We start from the raw sequence: 14978 nt of genomic DNA, 5'->3' as shown, positions 1-14978 counted from the left end.
CTCAGGCTCCTTCCGCAGCGACGGTGCGCCGCTCGATGCGCTTCGGGGCGTCGGTGCCGACCTCGACGATGCGGTGCACGAAGACCCCGGGGAGGTGGATGCTGTCCGGGTCGAGCTCCCCCGGTTCGACGAGTTGCTCGACCTGGGCGATGCAGATGCGGCCGGCCATGGCGGCCAGCGGATTGAAGTTGCGGGCCGCTTTGTTGAAGACGAGGTTGCCATGGCGGTCACCGCGGGCGGCATGGACGAGCGAGAAGTCGGTGGCGATCGCCTCCTCCAGCACGAACTCCCTGGGCTCACCGTTCACATCGAAGGTACGTACGTCTTTGGTCGGCGAGGCGACCGCGATCGTGCCGTCCGGGTTGTACCTGCGGGGTAGTCCGCCTTCCGCGACCTGGGTGCCGACACCCGTCTGCGTGAAGAATGCGGCGATCCCCGAGCCGCCGGCCCGCAGCTTCTCGGCCAGGGTTCCCTGCGGGGTGAGTTCGAGCTCGAGTTCGCCACTCAGGAACTGGCGTTCGAACTCCTTGTTCTCCCCCACGTACGACGACGTCATCTTGCGGATGCGCTGTGCAGAGAGAAGGACACCGAGACCCCAGTCGTCGACGCCGCAGTTGTTGCTCACCACACTCAGGTCCTTCGTGCCCTGTGCGAGCAGGGCTTCGATCAGAGCGATCGGGTTTCCCGACAACCCGAACCCGCCGACCGCGAGCGACGATCCGTCCTCGATGTCGGCGACCGCGGCGCGCGCAGATTCCCATTGCTTGTCGATCACGTCGGCTCCTTCGATCACGTGCTCCCTCCAGCATCCGCCCCCGACCCCCGCGTCCGGTAGTCAGGTCTTGCGATGTGGCCGATCGCGGAGGTAGCGTCCACATTATGGAACCGCTCGGCCACCCCGTCCCCGGAGCGCAGGCGATCGCGCGCGCGGCGCGCCTCTTGCGCCTGGTCACCGCCGCGGGGATCGACGGCGCCGCGCTGCACGACCTCGCCCGCGAAGCCGACCTGACGCGATCGACCACCCACCGCCTGCTGAGCGCCCTCAAGCTCGAAGGACTCATCGATCGCGACGACGAGAGTGCTCGCTGGATGCCGGGACCGGAGCTCTACCTCATGGGTTCAGTGGCCGCGGCGCGATACGACGTGACCGCACTCGCTCGAGACATCGTGCGGTCACTTGCCGTCAAGACCGAGGAGAGCGCATTCTTCTCGGTGCGGCGCGCGGATGAGACGGTATGCCTCCTGCGCGAGGAAGGAGCGTTCCCCATCCGCTCATTCGTCTTGAGCGAGGGCGTGCGTTTCCCCCTCGGCGTTGCCAGCGCCGGGCTCGCGATCCTCGCATTCCTTCCCGACCACGATGTGGACGCGTACTTGGAGCGACACCCCGAGCTCGAGGCCGGGTGGGGTCGTCCGCACGGCCGTCGGGCACTGCTCACGCGCCTCGCCGAGACCAAGGAGCGAGGATACGCGGTGAACCCCGGACTGATCGTGGAAGGCAGCTGGGGCATCGGCGCCGCGGTCTTCGATCGCTCGGGGCGCCCGGAGTGGGCTCTGAGCCTGACCGGGGTCGAGTTCCGCTTCGGCCCGGATCGAATGGCGGAACTCGGCCGCACGCTCCTCGCGCACGCGCACCAGCTCTCCGCACGGATCGCGAGCACCCGACGATAGAACCGCAATACATACCAATGGGTATATACTTGGTGGTATGAATCGTTCGGACGTGATCCCCTCCCTGGTGCTCTCCGGGTACGCACTGGGACGCATCGCAGCCCAGGATGCCGGCAACGACGCACCCGCCGCGCAGTGGCGCGTGCTCAGCCTCCTGGAACAGGCGGGCTCTCGACGAGTGGGAGAGCTCGCAGCGGCCGCGCGCACCACGCAGCCGGGCATGACCCGTCTCCTGGGTGGGTTGGAGCGCGACGGACTTGTCCTCCGCTCCCCCGATCCCGACGATTCACGAGCCACCGTCGTGGACATCACCCCACACGGCACCGCAGCGCTCACGGCCTGGCGCGCGGAGTTCCGTGAGACGCTCGCGCCGCGATTCGCCGCTCTCAACGACGAAGAATGGTCCGCTCTCACACGCGCCGCCGAGATCCTCGCCGCGCATACCGCCACTGAACGAAAAGGAGAATCTCGGTGAACACCAGCACCACCCCCTCGGTGTGGAAGCAGCCGGCGCAAGTGTGGGCGGTCGCATTCGCGTGCGTCGTCGCCTTCATGGGCATCGGACTCGTCGACCCGATCCTTCCCGCGATCGCCGAATCGCTCCAGGCATCGCCGGTAGAGACCGAGCTGCTGTTCACCAGCTACCTCCTCGTGACCGGGCTGGCGATGCTCGTGACCAGTTGGATCTCCAGTCGCATCGGGGCGAAGGCCACTCTGCTCATCGGACTCGCACTCATCGTCGTCTTCGCGCTCCTGTGCGCGCTGAGCGGCAGCGTCGACGCCGTCATCGGGTTCCGTGCGGGCTGGGGCCTCGGGAACGCCCTGTTCATCTCCACAGCCCTCGCGACGATCGTCGGCGCTGCCTCCGGCGGCAGCAGCGCGGCGATCATCCTCTACGAAGCGGCTCTGGGTCTCGGTATCGCCGTCGGTCCTCTCCTGGGCGGCCTCCTCGGCGAACAGAGCTGGCGCGGACCGTTCTTCGGCGTCGTCGTGCTGATGGCCATCGCGTTCGTCGCGGTGCTCGTACTGCTGCGCGGTCCTGGCGAGAAGCGTGTGCCGGTGCCGTTCTCGGCCCCGTTCACCGCGCTGCGGCGTCCGGCACTGGCGGTTCTCGCGATCGCGGCGCTCTTCTACAACATCGGCTTCTTCGTGCTGCTGGCGTTCTCGCCGTTCCCTCTCGGCTTCGGGGCGATGGGCATCGGGTTCACGTTCTTCGGCTGGGGCGTCGCCCTCGCTGTCACGAGCGTCTGGGTGGCACCGGTCCTCATGCGCCGGATGCCCCGAACCCGCATCATCCTCATCGTCCTGCCGCTGCTCGCACTCGATCTCGTCGCCGCAGGTTTCCTCGTGGGTAACGCCGCAGCCCTGGTCGCCTGCATCGTCGCGGGTGGGCTCCTGCTCGGTGTGATGAACACCGTGCTGACCGAGGCCGTCATGGAGGCGACCGACCTGCCCCGCTCGGTCGCATCGTCGGCATACTCGGCCGTCCGGTTCCTCGGTGGTGCGATGGCTCCCCCGATCGCAGCGCTCCTGTGGCACGCGTTCAACGCGACGGTGCCCTACCTGTTCGCCGCTGCATCCGTCCTGCTCGCCGCGCTCACCGTGTTCTTGGGACGCCGAGTTCTCGCCCACATCGACGACCAGCCGGCGGACGCCGCCGTGGAGGATGCTGCCGCGATCCTCGTGGGCGACGCCGCCTGAGCGAGACCGCAGCGTCGGACCGGGCATCGGCGCCCGATCCGACGCAGCTGCATCCGGCCCTTGGATATCGTGGGGCGATGAAAGAACCCTCTCATCTCCCTGAACGCAGCAGGCTGGTGCATAGACACTTGACGCATGCCGGTGTCGAGACGGAGATCCGGGTGCTTCCCGACTCGGCCCGCACCGCCCAGGAGGCGGCATCCGCAATCGGGTGTGACGTAGCGGCGATCGCGAACAGCCTGATCTTCCTGGCCGACGGTGAGCCCGTGCTCGTGATGACCAGCGGCGGGCACAGGGCCGACCTCGAGGCTCTGAGACTGCACATCGGCGCTGCAGAGGTGGTGATGGCGCCCGCATCGGTAGTGCGCTCCGCCACCGGCCAGGCCATCGGCGGCGTCGCTCCCGTCGGACACCCCGCTCCGATTCGGACGTTCATCGACGAAGCATTGCAGGACCACGAGGAGCTCTGGGCAGCTGCAGGTCACCCGCACACAGTCATGCCGTTGACGTTCGATCAACTCTGTCGTGTCACCGACGGAGCGGTCATCGCCGTCGTCTGAGTCTCTCGGTTCCGACAGTGCCCCGGCATCCGTGGACGGCGGAGACGACGAAGCCGGTGCCGGGAAGCACGAAGCTTCCCGGCACCGGCCGTGTCCGATCGATCAGTCCTGCGTCAGGCGCGCACGTGCGCGCGCGGCGCCGAAGACGGTGAGCGCGAGGCCGAGCACGACCGCGGCGCCACCGGCCCAGAGAATCCCGGCAGGCATGTCCGCGCCCGTGGTCGCGAGCGACGAGCCACCGGTCAGGGGCAGCTCGGTCGGCGGCGTGACGGCGGTCGGCGGCGTCGGGGGCGTGGTCGGCGGGACCACTGGAGGCTTCGATGCAGCGGTGTTGGTCAAGGTGACCGCCACCGTCGCCCCCTCCCCGACTGTGAGCTGGGCGCCGCCATCGGCAAGTGCACGCACGCCGGTACCGGAGAACACGGGCGTGCCCCATTCGATGCCGTCGACGGCCGGCGGGGTCAGCTCCCCCAGTGTGACGACGGTTCCGGCGGGAAGCTGGATGAGGGGCGACGTGGCTCCGGCCGTGACGGCGACGGTGCGCTCGACCGCCGGGTCGCCATAGCTGTAACGCACCGTGTACACCGCGTCCGTCGGCACGGCAGACGCACCCGAACCTGCGACGGCCTTGGTCACCGTGAAGGCACCCGAGGCATCCCCGTCACCGGTTCCACCGCCTGTGACGCTCCAGACGGCCTTCTCCTGGAGCTTGACCCCGTTGACGTCCGCGACGTTGCCGTAGGTGGCTCCGTCGACCTGGGCGCTGGGCACCGTGAAGTACTTGACGAGATATGTCCGCGCCGGATCGATCGGGCCCGGGATCTCGAGGTGGAATGACGTTCCCTCCGCGTTCCAGGAACCGGTCCAGTTCGTGATCGTCTGCGGATCCTGGTCCTGTGTGTCGGTGCTCCAGACGACGAGCTGCCGGTCTTCGTTGTGGTGCTCGGCGACCCCGTCGCCCGCACCCGTCAGAGTGTCGTCGATTATCATCGATTCCGCCCCCTCGAAGCTCGCGCCGGGCAGCACCAGCTGCCAGGCGATCCGGCCGTCGGCCGTCTGCCACGACCACTTCTGCGGTTCTGTCGGCAGCGGGGCGGACGGACCGATGCCGCCGCCGGGCACCTCGACCGGGGTGATCTTGCCATCTACCGTGAATCCCACCGTGGTCTCCGTGGTCTGCTCGTCGGCGCTCGCGACGAACCAGAGCGAGCCGGTGACTCCGGTGCGGCCGTTCACGTAGTCGGTGAGCGTGCACGTCACCACGGGTGCAGCGTCGCTGCTCACGGTGCACTCGGCGATCGACTTGCTCGGGTCTTCCGCCGACGGAACCGAGAACGTCGTACCGGCGCCGGCGAACTCCTTCGGGAGCGTGAACCCGAAGGTCTGACCGCCCACCGCGCCGTCCGGAACAGACCAGTCAGCGTCGACTCGCACGTGGTCCCACTGCGACACCGTGCCGCCGCCACCGACTGTCGTCACGGTGATCGACGAAGGGTCGATGGCTGCCGGATAGTCGTACTCGGCTGCCGAGGCGACTCCCGCGCCGGCGAGTGTGATCCCGGCGGTGAGAGCTGCCACAGCGGCAGCGATGATCGTTGTTGTCGTCTTGCGGCGCGCGCGGGCGCGCCCGATGCTTCTGTACAAGGTGTTCCCCAGTTTCTTGATGAAGCCCCACCCGTCGGTCATGCGTCGCTCAGCGACGCATCCGATCGAGGTGACGCGGATGTCCCCATATGAGAGACGTACTCAGGGGGATTCCATTACGCGATACACGGGGATTCAGTCCGAACACGGAAAAGCACTGGGGTGGTTCCGGCGGCGCTCCAACGCTCAGAAGGAGCGGTTCGCCGCGGCAGAATCTGGCGCTGGCACGTGCACCGCGCTCCCCCAAGGCGCAGAAAAGCCCTGTCGACACTGGCGAGAGTGTCTACAGGGCTGTTCCGTGCACCCCCTCGGACTTGAACCGAGAACCCACTGATTAAGAGTCAGTTGCTCTGCCGATTGAGCTAGAGGTGCGTGGCCCGGGATAACCCCGACCGAGGAATTACATTACCAGTCGACCGGGTCCATGTGAAATCGAGCTCGGACCCCGGGCGTGCCGCCCCCGCGAGGGCGCCGAAATGTGGCCTTTCGACACTCGGGGCCCGCCGATCCGGCCAGTATTCTTAGACCGTGACCACCTCCCCCGATAGCCTCCGCAGCGACCTCGACCTCGCGCTGCGCCTCGCCGACGCTGCAGATGCCCAGTCGCTCCCCCGGTTCGATGCCGACGACCTCGAGATCTCGACCAAGGCCGACAACTCGCACGTCACCGACGCCGATCTCGCAACCGAACGCGCGATCCGCAGCATCCTGGAGGCCGAGCGTCCCGAAGACGGGATCTTCGGCGAGGAGTTCGGCGCCCAGGGCAGCACGCACCGTCAGTGGATCATCGACCCGATCGACGGGACGGCCAACTTCCTTCGCGGGGTGCCGTTGTGGGGAACGATGATCGCCCTCGCGATCGACGGCGTGCCACAGGTGGGCGTCGTCAGCATGCCGGCACTCGGACGACGCTGGTGGGCATCGGCCGGAGAGGGCGCCTGGACCGCCGCCGAAGCCGAGCCGCGTCAGCTCCAGACCTCCTCGGTCTCGTCTCTCGACGATGCCAGCGTGAGTTTCCAGAGCATCGCGCAGTGGTCGGATGCAGGCCGCCTGGACACGCTGCTGAAGGTGGCCGCGCGCGTCTGGCGCGACCGCGCCTACGGCGACGTCTACGCGTACATGCTCCTTGCCGAAGGTCGCATCGACATGGTCGCCGAGTTCGGAGTCAAGGAGTACGACATCGCGGCCGCCGTCCCGATCGTGCGCGAGGCCGGAGGACGGATGACGGCTGTCGACGGCGCGGAGACGATCTCCGCGCGCTCGACACTCGCTACCAACGGCACCCTGCACGATGACTTCCTGACGCTGCTGCAAGACTGATCCGAAGGACGAGGCCCGCGATGACTCCCCGCACAATGTCCGCCACTGCGGGCGTCTTGCTGCTGCTCGCGGCCCTCACCGCATGCGCTGGGCCTTCGGAGCCTCGTTCCTCGCCGACCGCGGAGCCTGCCCCTCCCACACCCACAGCGAGCACAGCGCCCGTCGGCTCGCCCGCTCCGGAGTCGCCTGCCGCGGAAGTCACGTGCGAGTCGATGATCTCGGACGGCACGGTCGCAGCCCTGGCCGATGCCGGCTGGACGGCCGAGACGAAGGAGTTCGTGGTCGGCGGTGTCGAGTTCACCGACGGCCTGCTCTGCTTCTGGGCCGACTACACCGTCGGGTCCGACCACGGTCAGCTCTACGGCTGGGCAGCGGTGGACGAGGCGGACGCCGCAGCCGCGCAGGCAGGTCTTCTCGAGGAAGGCTGGAAGCGCGAGGACGGTCCGGACGGAATCTATTACACCGAGGACCCGCGCTACGCGATGGGCACCGATGAAGACGGCTACGGGATGACGTACCTCTTCGGCGACGGCTGGGTGCGGCTCGCCGACACCCGTCAGGGACTGATTCTCATCGAATGGCCGGCCTGACCGCCGAGGATCGATCACCCCTTTCGGGGCACGCCACCACCACCGGATTTATCAAGGCGTTCAGAGAAACTGTTCGGGGGCACCGCCGCCGCGTACGCCCGCGCAAGACGAGGGCATCGGCCCACGCACCCGACGTCGATCAGCACGCTGACGCCCGCCTTCGGAACTCAGGGCGGTACGGCGAGGAGAAGCGAACCCTCACGGTCCCGCAGCGCCCATCGAACTCTCGAGGATCCTGCCGAAACCTCGCGCGACCGGCGGAGTCCACAGCAGCACGATGATGGCGGTGGCGATGGCAGCGGTGATGGCCGCTCCCCAGTCCCAGCGGTCGCCGAAGAGGAGTACGACGGCGCTGAGCGCGATGGCGATCCCGAGGAAGATCGTGAGCATGAGCCGCGAGAGTCCGCGGCCACGCCGCACACCGGCCGCGACGGCGAGTACCAGCAGCCCGAACAGGGCGATCGCCGCACCCGCGACCGAGAATACCGAGGTCGCCACATCCGCGTCGTACCGTCCGAGGAAGACCAGGATGCCGAAGCCCGTCGCGAGCACTCCGAAGGCGTAGGCGAGCACCGCCACCACCGTGGTGATGATCGAGGCCACGACGGGGGAATCAGACGGGGATGGCGCAGTCGCCGCTGGTGCCGCACTCATCGCGCTGTCCGACGGCGCCGAGAGGACGAGACGACGGTGCAGCAGCCGCACCACCTCGATGGCGGCGACCATCACGATCGTGATCCCGGTGAGCGCGACCGCCAGGTCTTCGCCCGGGTCCACCAAGACGAAGAACTGTCGGGCCAGCGGGATCGTGAAGACGGCGATGAGCAGAACGAACATCGCACCGACGACCAGCACCTTGAAGCGGTTGAGCGGGCGGGCGAGCACGGCCAGCACCCAGATGCCGACGACCGCGAGGATCACGGTGGCGCCGGTGCGCAGCTGTTCTTCGTGGACCCCGAACCCTCGTGCGACGAACGTGTACCAGGTCAGACCGAGCGCGACGACGATCCCAGACGGAATCGCGAAGCTCAACGACCGCCGGAGGAACCCCGGCACATACCGTGCCGCATTCGGCATGAGCGCGAGGAAGAACGCCGGAATGCCGATCGTGAGGCCGTCGGTGATGGACAGTTGGCGAGGCAGGAACGGGAACTCGAGCACGAAGACCCCGAAGATGATCGCGAGCAGAGTCGCGTAGACCGTCTTGTTCAGGAACAGCATCGACACCCGCTCGATGTTCGCGATGACCTGACGGCCTTCCGCAACGACATCCGGCAGGTGGGAGAATTGGCCGTCGAGCAGTACCAGACGCGCGACAGCCTTGGTGGCGGGTGAGCCGGAGTTCATCGCGATCCCGATGTCTGCAGCCTTGATCGCCAGCGCGTCGTTCACTCCGTCACCCGTCATCGCGACGGTGTGCCCGTGACTCTGCAGAGCGGTGACCATGCGCTTCTTCTGCTCTGGCGTGACCCGCCCGAACACCGCATGCTGGTCGAGCACGTCTGCGAGTTCGGCATCGTCCTGCGGAAGTCGTCGCGCATCGAAGCCTTCGGAGACGTCGAGACCGACCTCACGAGCGATCGCGGCCACCGTTCGCGGGTTGTCTCCCGAGATGATGCGGATTCCGACCTGCTGGCGCGCGAAGTACGCGAGCGTCTGCGCCGCGTCCGGGCGCACCTGTTCGCGGAAGGTGAGGACCAGGATCGCGGCGAGGCCATCGGGGAGGCGCTCGGACTCGACGTCGTCTTCGGACAGCGTGGAGTCCGAGTATCCGATCACCAGCGTGCGGCGGCCGGTTTCGGCGAGTTCGGTGACCGTGCGGCCGAGCTCCGTCTCGGTCGATGTCGCGGCGTCGCCGAACACCATCTCCGGCGCTCCCATCACCCAGGTTCCGGTGCTCTCCGCGAACGAGACCGCGCTCCATTTGCGTGCTGACGAGAAGGGGATGTACCCCGCCACGACGAGCGGCGCAGCGACCGGATACGCCGTTCGCATCGACCGTGCCGTCGCATTCGCGTCCGGAGATGCGGCATACCACGCAAGCGCCGCCGCCACGGCATCCTCCCGTTCGGGGGTGAGCCCGGTGAGACCGTGGGCTTGGTCGAATCCGATCTCGCCGACCGTGAGGGTGCCGGTCTTGTCGAGGCAGACGACGTCGACCCTCGCGAGTCCTTCGACTGCGGGTAGCTCATTGACCAGCACTTGTCTGCGCGCCAGCCTCGATGCACCGACGGCAAAAGCGATGCTGGTCATGAGCACGAGGCCGAGGGGTATCATCGCCGTCAGCGAGGCGATGGTGTTCACGACGGCCTGCACCCAGGCACCGTTCGAGAACACGTTGGCATACCCGCCGAGGACGACGATCTGAGCGTTCAGGACCAACAGGCCGACGGGCCCGATGATCCAACTCACCCACTTCAGGGCCCGATTGACCGAGGTGCGAAGCTCGCTGGAGACGAGGGAGAAGCGCTTGGCCTCACCGGCGAAGTGGTTCGCATACGAGTCGGCACCCACCCTGGTCGTGCGGGCGGTGCCCTCCCCCGCGACGACGACCGCGCCGGAGAGAGCTTCGTCCCCCGGCTGCTTCTCCACCGGGTCGGACTCCCCGGTGAGCATCGACTCATCGATCTGCAGACCGCGCGCGGTCATGACGTCGGCGTCAGCAGGCACCTGTTCCCCGGCACGAAGCACGAGAACGTCATCGAGGACGACCTCGCCTGGCGCGATCTCCGCCTCCGTTCCGTCTCGCAGCACCAGTGCTCGCGGTGCGTTCATCAGCGCGAGACGGTCGAGTGCGGACTTCGCACGGAACTCCTGAACGCACCCGATGATCGCGTTCGCGAACGCCGCGAGCCCGAAGAGCGCATCCTGCCAGCGCCCGACGAGGAACAGCACGAAGAAGCAGGCGAAGACGATGCCGTTGAAGAGCGTGAAGACGTTCGCTCGTACGATGCTCCACGCGCTCCGACTCGTATCGGCGACGAAGGCGTTCGTCTTCCCCGCAGCGACACGCTCGGAGACCTGAGCTCTCGTGAGACCGGTCGAGACGTCTGCGGGGGTCGTGTCCACAGACTTCAATATAGGTCCACGACGACGACATCCAGGCGTCTGCGCAGACATGGAAAAACCCGCCTCCCCAGTTCTCACTGGGGAGGCGGGCCTCAATTCCTGTGACAGCGACGTGGTGGAGCTGGGGGGAATCGAACCCCCGTCCAACGCTGAGTCTCCACGCCTTCTCCGGGCGCAGTCTGTGAAGACGTTCTACTCGGCTCCGACCTTTGTCACAGACACCTAAGTCGACAAGCCCAGCCTGGGAAGAGTCCCACGTGACGTCCAGACGCCATCACGCAGCAAGATTCCTAAATGACGCCAGGATCCGTATCGGAATCACATACGGCCTGACGGACTATCGGGCTCGCTTATGCAGCGAGGGCGAAGTCGTTGCGCTTGGTTTCGGCAACTATTTTTTTGCAGAGAGCGTTTACGAGATAACTCTGCATCCTCGGCCCGCTTCTCGTGGATTCACAGGCGCTGTCGAAACCGATCAGCCCCGTGGTCCTTCTCTCGAAGGAGCCGCTGTCACACTGTGGAATTGCCAACTCGGGAGACAAGCACCCGAGCCCTAAAGCCTACAACGTTCGCGGCCGCTCCGCCATTCCGCTGACGTTCTGTCCCCTGGCGTAGAGTCGCCCCATGAGCGAAGTCACCGTCACCGTCCGCGGCGAGCATGAGGCGCGCATCGCGCCTGAACGCGCCACCATCCACGTCGGAGTGCGCGCTGAAGGCCCCGAGCGCACCACGGTGGTCGAGCATGTGATGCGCCTCGCCGAGCCCGTCCGCAGCAGCATCACGGAACGGGTCGAGGCCGGCTCTGTCGTCGACTGGACCAGCAAGCGGCTCTCCGTCCGGGCGGAACGGCCCTGGAACAACGAGGGCAAACGCCTCGCGCCGGTCTACTACGCGAGCATCGACTTCACGGCGACGTTCTCGGAAGCCTCCGAGCTCTCCATCTGGGTCTCCGACATCTCCCCCTGGGACGGAGTCGAGGTGGGCTGGATCGACTGGCACCTCACTCCCGTGACGCGGGCCAAGGTCGAACGCGATGTCGCGGCCGAGGCGGTGAGCGTCGCCGTCACCCGCGCCAAGGCATATGCCGGTGCCCTCGGCCTGGAGGAGGTGACGCCGTCAGAGATCGCCGATGTCGGCCTGATGTCCAGCGGACAGCCGGCACCTGGAGCCCAGATGCTGAAGGCACGCGGTGGCGTCGCATTCGCCGCCGACACGGCTCCGCCAATGGAATACGAGCCGGAGGAGATCATCATCTCCGCAACGGTCGAGGCACGCTTCCTCGCCCGCTGAGCGGGATCAGCCCACGGTGACGAACGGGGCGAGTTCGGCCGCGAGACGCTCAGAGACACGAGCATGCACGGCGGTGCCGTTCTCGCCATGTTCCACCGAGAGAAGCATCCCGGTCTCATGGATCGCCGCCACCAGATCGCCGCGATCGTAAGGGATCACCGCGTGGACCTCGACAGCAGGCTTCGGAAGCGCCGCTTCCACGACGGCCCGCAACTCGGCGATACCCTCGCCCGACCTCGAAGACACGAAGTGCGCATGGGGCTGAAGGCCGCGGAGCACCAGCCTCTCGTCTTCAGAGATCAGATCCGCCTTGTTGAAGACGACGATCTCCGGCAGGTCACGAACGCCGACATCGCCCAGAACGTCGCGCACGGTCTGCAACTGACCGGCGGGATCCGGGTGCGAACCGTCGACGATGTGGAGCACGACGTCGGCTTCTCCCACCTCCTCCAGCGTCGAGCGGAAGGCCTCGACGAGCTGGGGCGGGAGGTTGCGGACGAATCCGACGGTGTCGGTCAGTGTGTAGACGCGGCCGTCTTCCGTCTCCGCGCGACGGACAGTCGCATCCAACGTCGCGAAGAGGGCGTTCTCGACCAGGACCCCTGCGCTGGTGAGCGCATTGAGCAGACTGGACTTACCGGCGTTCGTGTAGCCGGCGATAGCGACCGAGGGGATCGTGTTGCGCTTGCGCTCGGCACGCTTCGCCTCTCGGGCAGGTCCGAAGTCACGGATCTGCCGGCGCAACAGTGCCATCTTGGTACGGATGCGACGACGATCGAGCTCGATCTTCGTCTCACCCGGACCGCGCGAACCCATACCCGCGCCACCGGCACCGACCTGGCCACCGGCCTGACGGCTCATCGAGTCTCCCCAGCCACGAAGACGGGGAAGCAGGTACTCGAGCTGGGCCAGCTCGACCTGAGCTTTGCCCTCCCGGCTCTTGGCATGCTGGCTGAAGATGTCGAGGATCACCGTGGTGCGGTCGATGACCTTCACCTTGACGACGTCTTCGAGCGCACGACGCTGGCTCGGTGCGAGTTCCGTGTCGGCTATGACGGTGTCGGCACCGACGGCGGCGACGATGTCCTTGAGTTCCTGAGCCTTGCCGCGGCCGAGATAGGTCGCGGCATCAGGGTGCGGACGACGCTGGAGAACACCGTCCAGAACGACGGCCCCTGCGGTCTCGGCGAGAGCTGCGAGTTCCCGTAGGGAGTTCTCCGCATCTTCCTGCGCACCCTGGGGGTAGACGCCGACGAGGACGACGTTCTCCAGGCGCAACTGACGGTACTCGACCTCGGTGACATCCTCGAGCTCCGTCGAGAGTCCCCCGACGCGGCGAAGCGCATGTCGGTCCTCGAGATCCCACTGCGCGCCGTCCGTGCTCGTATGCGATGCCGTCGAATCATCCTGCAGCGCCTGGGCGGCGCCGAAGACATGGACGTCCGAGCGCTTCTCTGCATTCGCGAGCACACGATCGACCGTGTGGTCGTCGGTGGAGGGGGTTGTGGTCTCCGTCATCCGTTCCTTGTCTCTGGGTTTTGTTGCGAGCCTTAACCTTAGCCCGCGCTGTCCGGTACGCTCACCGTATGGGGTCAGATCACTACTTCACTGCGGCCCCGGCAAGCCCCGAGAATCTGCGTAAGATCCGCGTATCGCTCGCAGGTCGAGAGCTGGAAGTCACCACCGCTGGTGGAGTCTTCAGCCCGGATCGTCTGGATGCCGGCACTGCAGTGCTCCTCGCCAACATGCCCCCGGTTCCCCCGGGTGGCGATCTTCTCGACCTCGGCAGCGGTTGGGGTCCTGTGACCCTGTCGATGGCCCTGGCCGCTCCCCATGCGACGGTGTGGGCCGTCGACGTGAACGAGCGTGCCCTCGATCTCGTGCGTCGGAACGCCGCAGCTCTCGGGCTCACTAACGTCAACGCATCACTGCCCGACGATGTTCCCGAGCACGTCTCGTTCCGCACGATTCGCTCGAATCCGCCCATCCGTGTCGGCAAGAACGAACTCCACGGACTGCTGGAGCGCTGGATCCCTCGCCTCGATGAGCGCAGCGATGCCTGGCTCGTGGTCCAGCGCAACCTCGGCGCCGATTCGCTCCAGCGATGGATCGGGTCGACCTTCCATCCCGGTTACAGCGTCTTTCGCACCGCTACGGGCAAGGGGTACCGCATCCTCAAGGTGCGCAAGCACGGAAATCCGCCGACCGAGCCGATCATCCTCGGCTGAGTCGCTCGCGGGTCACTCGCTTAGGCGAGATCGACCTCGCCCTGGAAGACGAGCTGCGCAGGACCGGAAAGAGCGACATGCTCGCCATCTTCGGCGGGGAACATGCGAACGCCGAGGGTTCCGCCCGGAACCTCCACCTGCCAGTTGTTCGGAGCCTTCTCGCCAGCCCAGTAGCGAACAGCGAGCGCGGTCGCCGCGACCCCCGTGCCGCAGCTGAGGGTCTCACCGACGCCTCGCTCATAGACACGCATGCTCACGTGTCCGACTCCATCGCGCACCAGGGGTTCTCCAGGAACCACGAACTCGATGTTCGCACCCGCCGGCAACGCGGGCTCCAAGTCGGGCGCGCGGTGCAACTCGAGCGATGCGAGCTCGGCCTCCGAAGCGAGAGCGACGACGACGTGGGGGTTTCCGACGTCGATGCCGACTCCGGGACGAGTGACGGAGAGGCCGTCTACACGTACGAGCGGATCGTCGCCCGAGAGCTTCCATCGGCCGAGATCGACCTGATATCCCGTGGCGCTCCGGGTCACATCACGAACGCCCGCCCTGGTGCCGATCGGCAGCGTCGATCCGGGGTCGATGGTCGCGAGGCCGGAACGGACGAGGTAATGAGCGAACACCCGGATGCCGTTGCCACACATCTCTGCGATGGATCCGTCGGCATTGCGGTAGTCCATGAACCACTCGGCGCCCGGCTCTTCGTCGAGCGATGCCGCGCCCTCCGCGATCGCGGAAGACCTGACGACACGAAGAATACCGTCGGCACCGATCCCGAAGTGACGATCGCACAACACCGCAACCTGCTCGACCGTCAGATCGAGTTCGCCATCGGGATCAGCGATGATGATGAAGTCGTTGCCCGTGCCGTGCCCCTTGGTGAATGCGACCATGAGATCAGTCTAGGT

General features: G+C 66.7%; 13 protein-coding genes, 1 tRNA gene and 1 other RNA gene. 8 read left to right on the top strand and 7 right to left on the bottom strand.

All coding sequences use genetic code 11. From position 1 onward, the window contains the following. Nucleotide 1: 1 nt before the first annotated feature. A complete protein-coding gene (locus ACIQTX_RS10660) occupies nucleotides 2–775 on the bottom strand; it encodes a CoA transferase subunit A (RefSeq protein ID WP_402971984.1) in 774 nt (257 codons plus the stop codon). Between the two features lie 104 nt (nucleotides 776–879). Between ACIQTX_RS10660 and ACIQTX_RS10655 the strand changes: the two genes are divergently transcribed. The 4 genes from ACIQTX_RS10655 (at nucleotide 880) to ACIQTX_RS10640 (ending at nucleotide 3929) form a co-directional block, all read left to right on the top strand. Then, complete coding sequence (locus ACIQTX_RS10655) at nucleotides 880–1668, top strand: IclR family transcriptional regulator (protein ID WP_402971982.1); 789 nt, start codon at nucleotides 880–882, stop codon at nucleotides 1666–1668. 37 nt (nucleotides 1669–1705) lie between these two features. Next, entirely contained in the window at nucleotides 1706–2143 is a 438-nt protein-coding gene (locus ACIQTX_RS10650) for a MarR family winged helix-turn-helix transcriptional regulator (protein ID WP_402971980.1), read from the top strand. Beyond that, a complete protein-coding gene (locus ACIQTX_RS10645) occupies nucleotides 2140–3369 on the top strand; it encodes an MFS transporter (RefSeq protein ID WP_105525526.1) in 1230 nt (409 codons plus the stop codon). The genes ACIQTX_RS10650 and ACIQTX_RS10645 overlap by 4 nt, the downstream gene beginning before the upstream one ends. Nucleotides 3370–3446: 77 nt before the next feature. Then, complete coding sequence (locus tag ACIQTX_RS10640) at nucleotides 3447–3929, top strand: YbaK/EbsC family protein (protein WP_105525527.1); 483 nt, start codon at nucleotides 3447–3449, stop codon at nucleotides 3927–3929. 102 nt (nucleotides 3930–4031) lie between these two features. Here ACIQTX_RS10640 and ACIQTX_RS10635 read toward each other — a convergent pair whose 3' ends face one another. Both ACIQTX_RS10635 and ACIQTX_RS10630 read right to left on the bottom strand, forming a co-directional pair. Continuing rightward, entirely contained in the window at nucleotides 4032–5573 is a 1542-nt protein-coding gene (locus ACIQTX_RS10635; protein ID WP_402971977.1) for an Ig-like domain-containing protein, read from the bottom strand. A 299-nt stretch (nucleotides 5574–5872) separates the two neighbouring features. Beyond that, nucleotides 5873–5945: transfer RNA gene (locus tag ACIQTX_RS10630), tRNA-Lys, on the bottom strand. 156 nt (nucleotides 5946–6101) lie between these two features. Between ACIQTX_RS10630 and ACIQTX_RS10625 the strand changes: the two genes are divergently transcribed. Next, nucleotides 6102–6893: an inositol monophosphatase family protein gene (locus tag ACIQTX_RS10625; RefSeq protein ID WP_402971975.1), complete on the top strand. Its 792-nt coding sequence runs from the start codon at nucleotides 6102–6104 to the stop codon at nucleotides 6891–6893. 20 nt (nucleotides 6894–6913) lie between these two features. Beyond that, the gene (locus ACIQTX_RS10620; protein WP_402971973.1) at nucleotides 6914–7483 is read left to right on the top strand and encodes a hypothetical protein; all 570 of its coding nucleotides are present in this window, start codon (nucleotides 6914–6916) and stop codon (nucleotides 7481–7483) included. 198 nt (nucleotides 7484–7681) lie between these two features. Here the strand turns inward: ACIQTX_RS10620 and ACIQTX_RS10615 are convergent, their stop codons facing one another. After that, the gene (locus ACIQTX_RS10615) at nucleotides 7682–10603 is read right to left on the bottom strand and encodes an HAD-IC family P-type ATPase (RefSeq protein WP_402971971.1); all 2922 of its coding nucleotides are present in this window, start codon (nucleotides 10601–10603) and stop codon (nucleotides 7682–7684) included. 62 nt (nucleotides 10604–10665) lie between these two features. Then, nucleotides 10666–11035: a transfer-messenger RNA gene (ssrA, locus tag ACIQTX_RS10610) on the bottom strand. Between the two features lie 141 nt (nucleotides 11036–11176). Here ssrA and ACIQTX_RS10605 point away from each other — a divergent pair. Continuing rightward, nucleotides 11177–11842: an SIMPL domain-containing protein gene (locus tag ACIQTX_RS10605; protein WP_402971969.1), complete on the top strand. Its 666-nt coding sequence runs from the start codon at nucleotides 11177–11179 to the stop codon at nucleotides 11840–11842. Nucleotides 11843–11848: 6 nt separating this feature from the next. Here ACIQTX_RS10605 and hflX read toward each other — a convergent pair whose 3' ends face one another. After that, nucleotides 11849–13360, bottom strand: a complete 1512-nt coding sequence (gene hflX, locus ACIQTX_RS10600) for a GTPase HflX (protein WP_402971968.1) — start codon at nucleotides 13358–13360, stop codon at nucleotides 11849–11851. Between the two features lie 68 nt (nucleotides 13361–13428). Between hflX and ACIQTX_RS10595 the strand changes: the two genes are divergently transcribed. Next, nucleotides 13429–14070 (top strand): class I SAM-dependent methyltransferase, encoded by a 642-nt coding sequence (locus ACIQTX_RS10595; protein WP_105525535.1) that lies wholly within the window; start codon nucleotides 13429–13431, stop codon nucleotides 14068–14070. Between the two features lie 20 nt (nucleotides 14071–14090). On the opposite strand, the gene dapF is transcribed toward ACIQTX_RS10595, so the two are convergent. Further along, a complete protein-coding gene (dapF, locus tag ACIQTX_RS10590; RefSeq protein WP_402971965.1) occupies nucleotides 14091–14963 on the bottom strand; it encodes a diaminopimelate epimerase in 873 nt (290 codons plus the stop codon). Between the last annotated feature and the right edge of the window lie 15 nt (nucleotides 14964–14978).

It is taken from the genome of Microbacterium sp. NPDC090281 (assembly GCF_044769635.1).
In the GTDB taxonomy this organism is placed as follows: domain Bacteria; phylum Actinomycetota; class Actinomycetes; order Actinomycetales; family Microbacteriaceae; genus Microbacterium.
The sequence above is the reverse complement of the archived record's forward strand: the minus strand, read 5'-3'. Positions and strand labels throughout refer to the sequence as shown.

Bases quoted from the DNA above. Each gene is read 5' to 3' on its own strand.
- ACIQTX_RS10640 (WP_105525527.1), top strand. From the start codon at position 3,447: ATGAAAGAACCCTCTCATCTCCCTGAACGCAGCAGGCTGGTGCATAGA.
- ACIQTX_RS10620 (WP_402971973.1), top strand. From the start codon at position 6,914: ATGACTCCCCGCACAATGTCCGCCACTGCGGGCGTCTTGCTGCTGCTC.
- ACIQTX_RS10655 (WP_402971982.1), top strand. From the start codon at position 880: ATGGAACCGCTCGGCCACCCCGTCCCCGGAGCGCAGGCGATCGCGCGC.
- ACIQTX_RS10650 (WP_402971980.1), top strand. From the start codon at position 1,706: ATGAATCGTTCGGACGTGATCCCCTCCCTGGTGCTCTCCGGGTACGCA.
- ACIQTX_RS10595 (WP_105525535.1), top strand. From the start codon at position 13,429: ATGGGGTCAGATCACTACTTCACTGCGGCCCCGGCAAGCCCCGAGAAT.
- ACIQTX_RS10605 (WP_402971969.1), top strand. From the start codon at position 11,177: ATGAGCGAAGTCACCGTCACCGTCCGCGGCGAGCATGAGGCGCGCATC.
- hflX (WP_402971968.1), bottom strand. From the start codon at position 13,360: ATGACGGAGACCACAACCCCCTCCACCGACGACCACACGGTCGATCGT.
- ACIQTX_RS10615 (WP_402971971.1), bottom strand. From the start codon at position 10,603: ATGTCTGCGCAGACGCCTGGATGTCGTCGTCGTGGACCTATATTGAAG.
- dapF (WP_402971965.1), bottom strand. From the start codon at position 14,963: ATGGTCGCATTCACCAAGGGGCACGGCACGGGCAACGACTTCATCATC.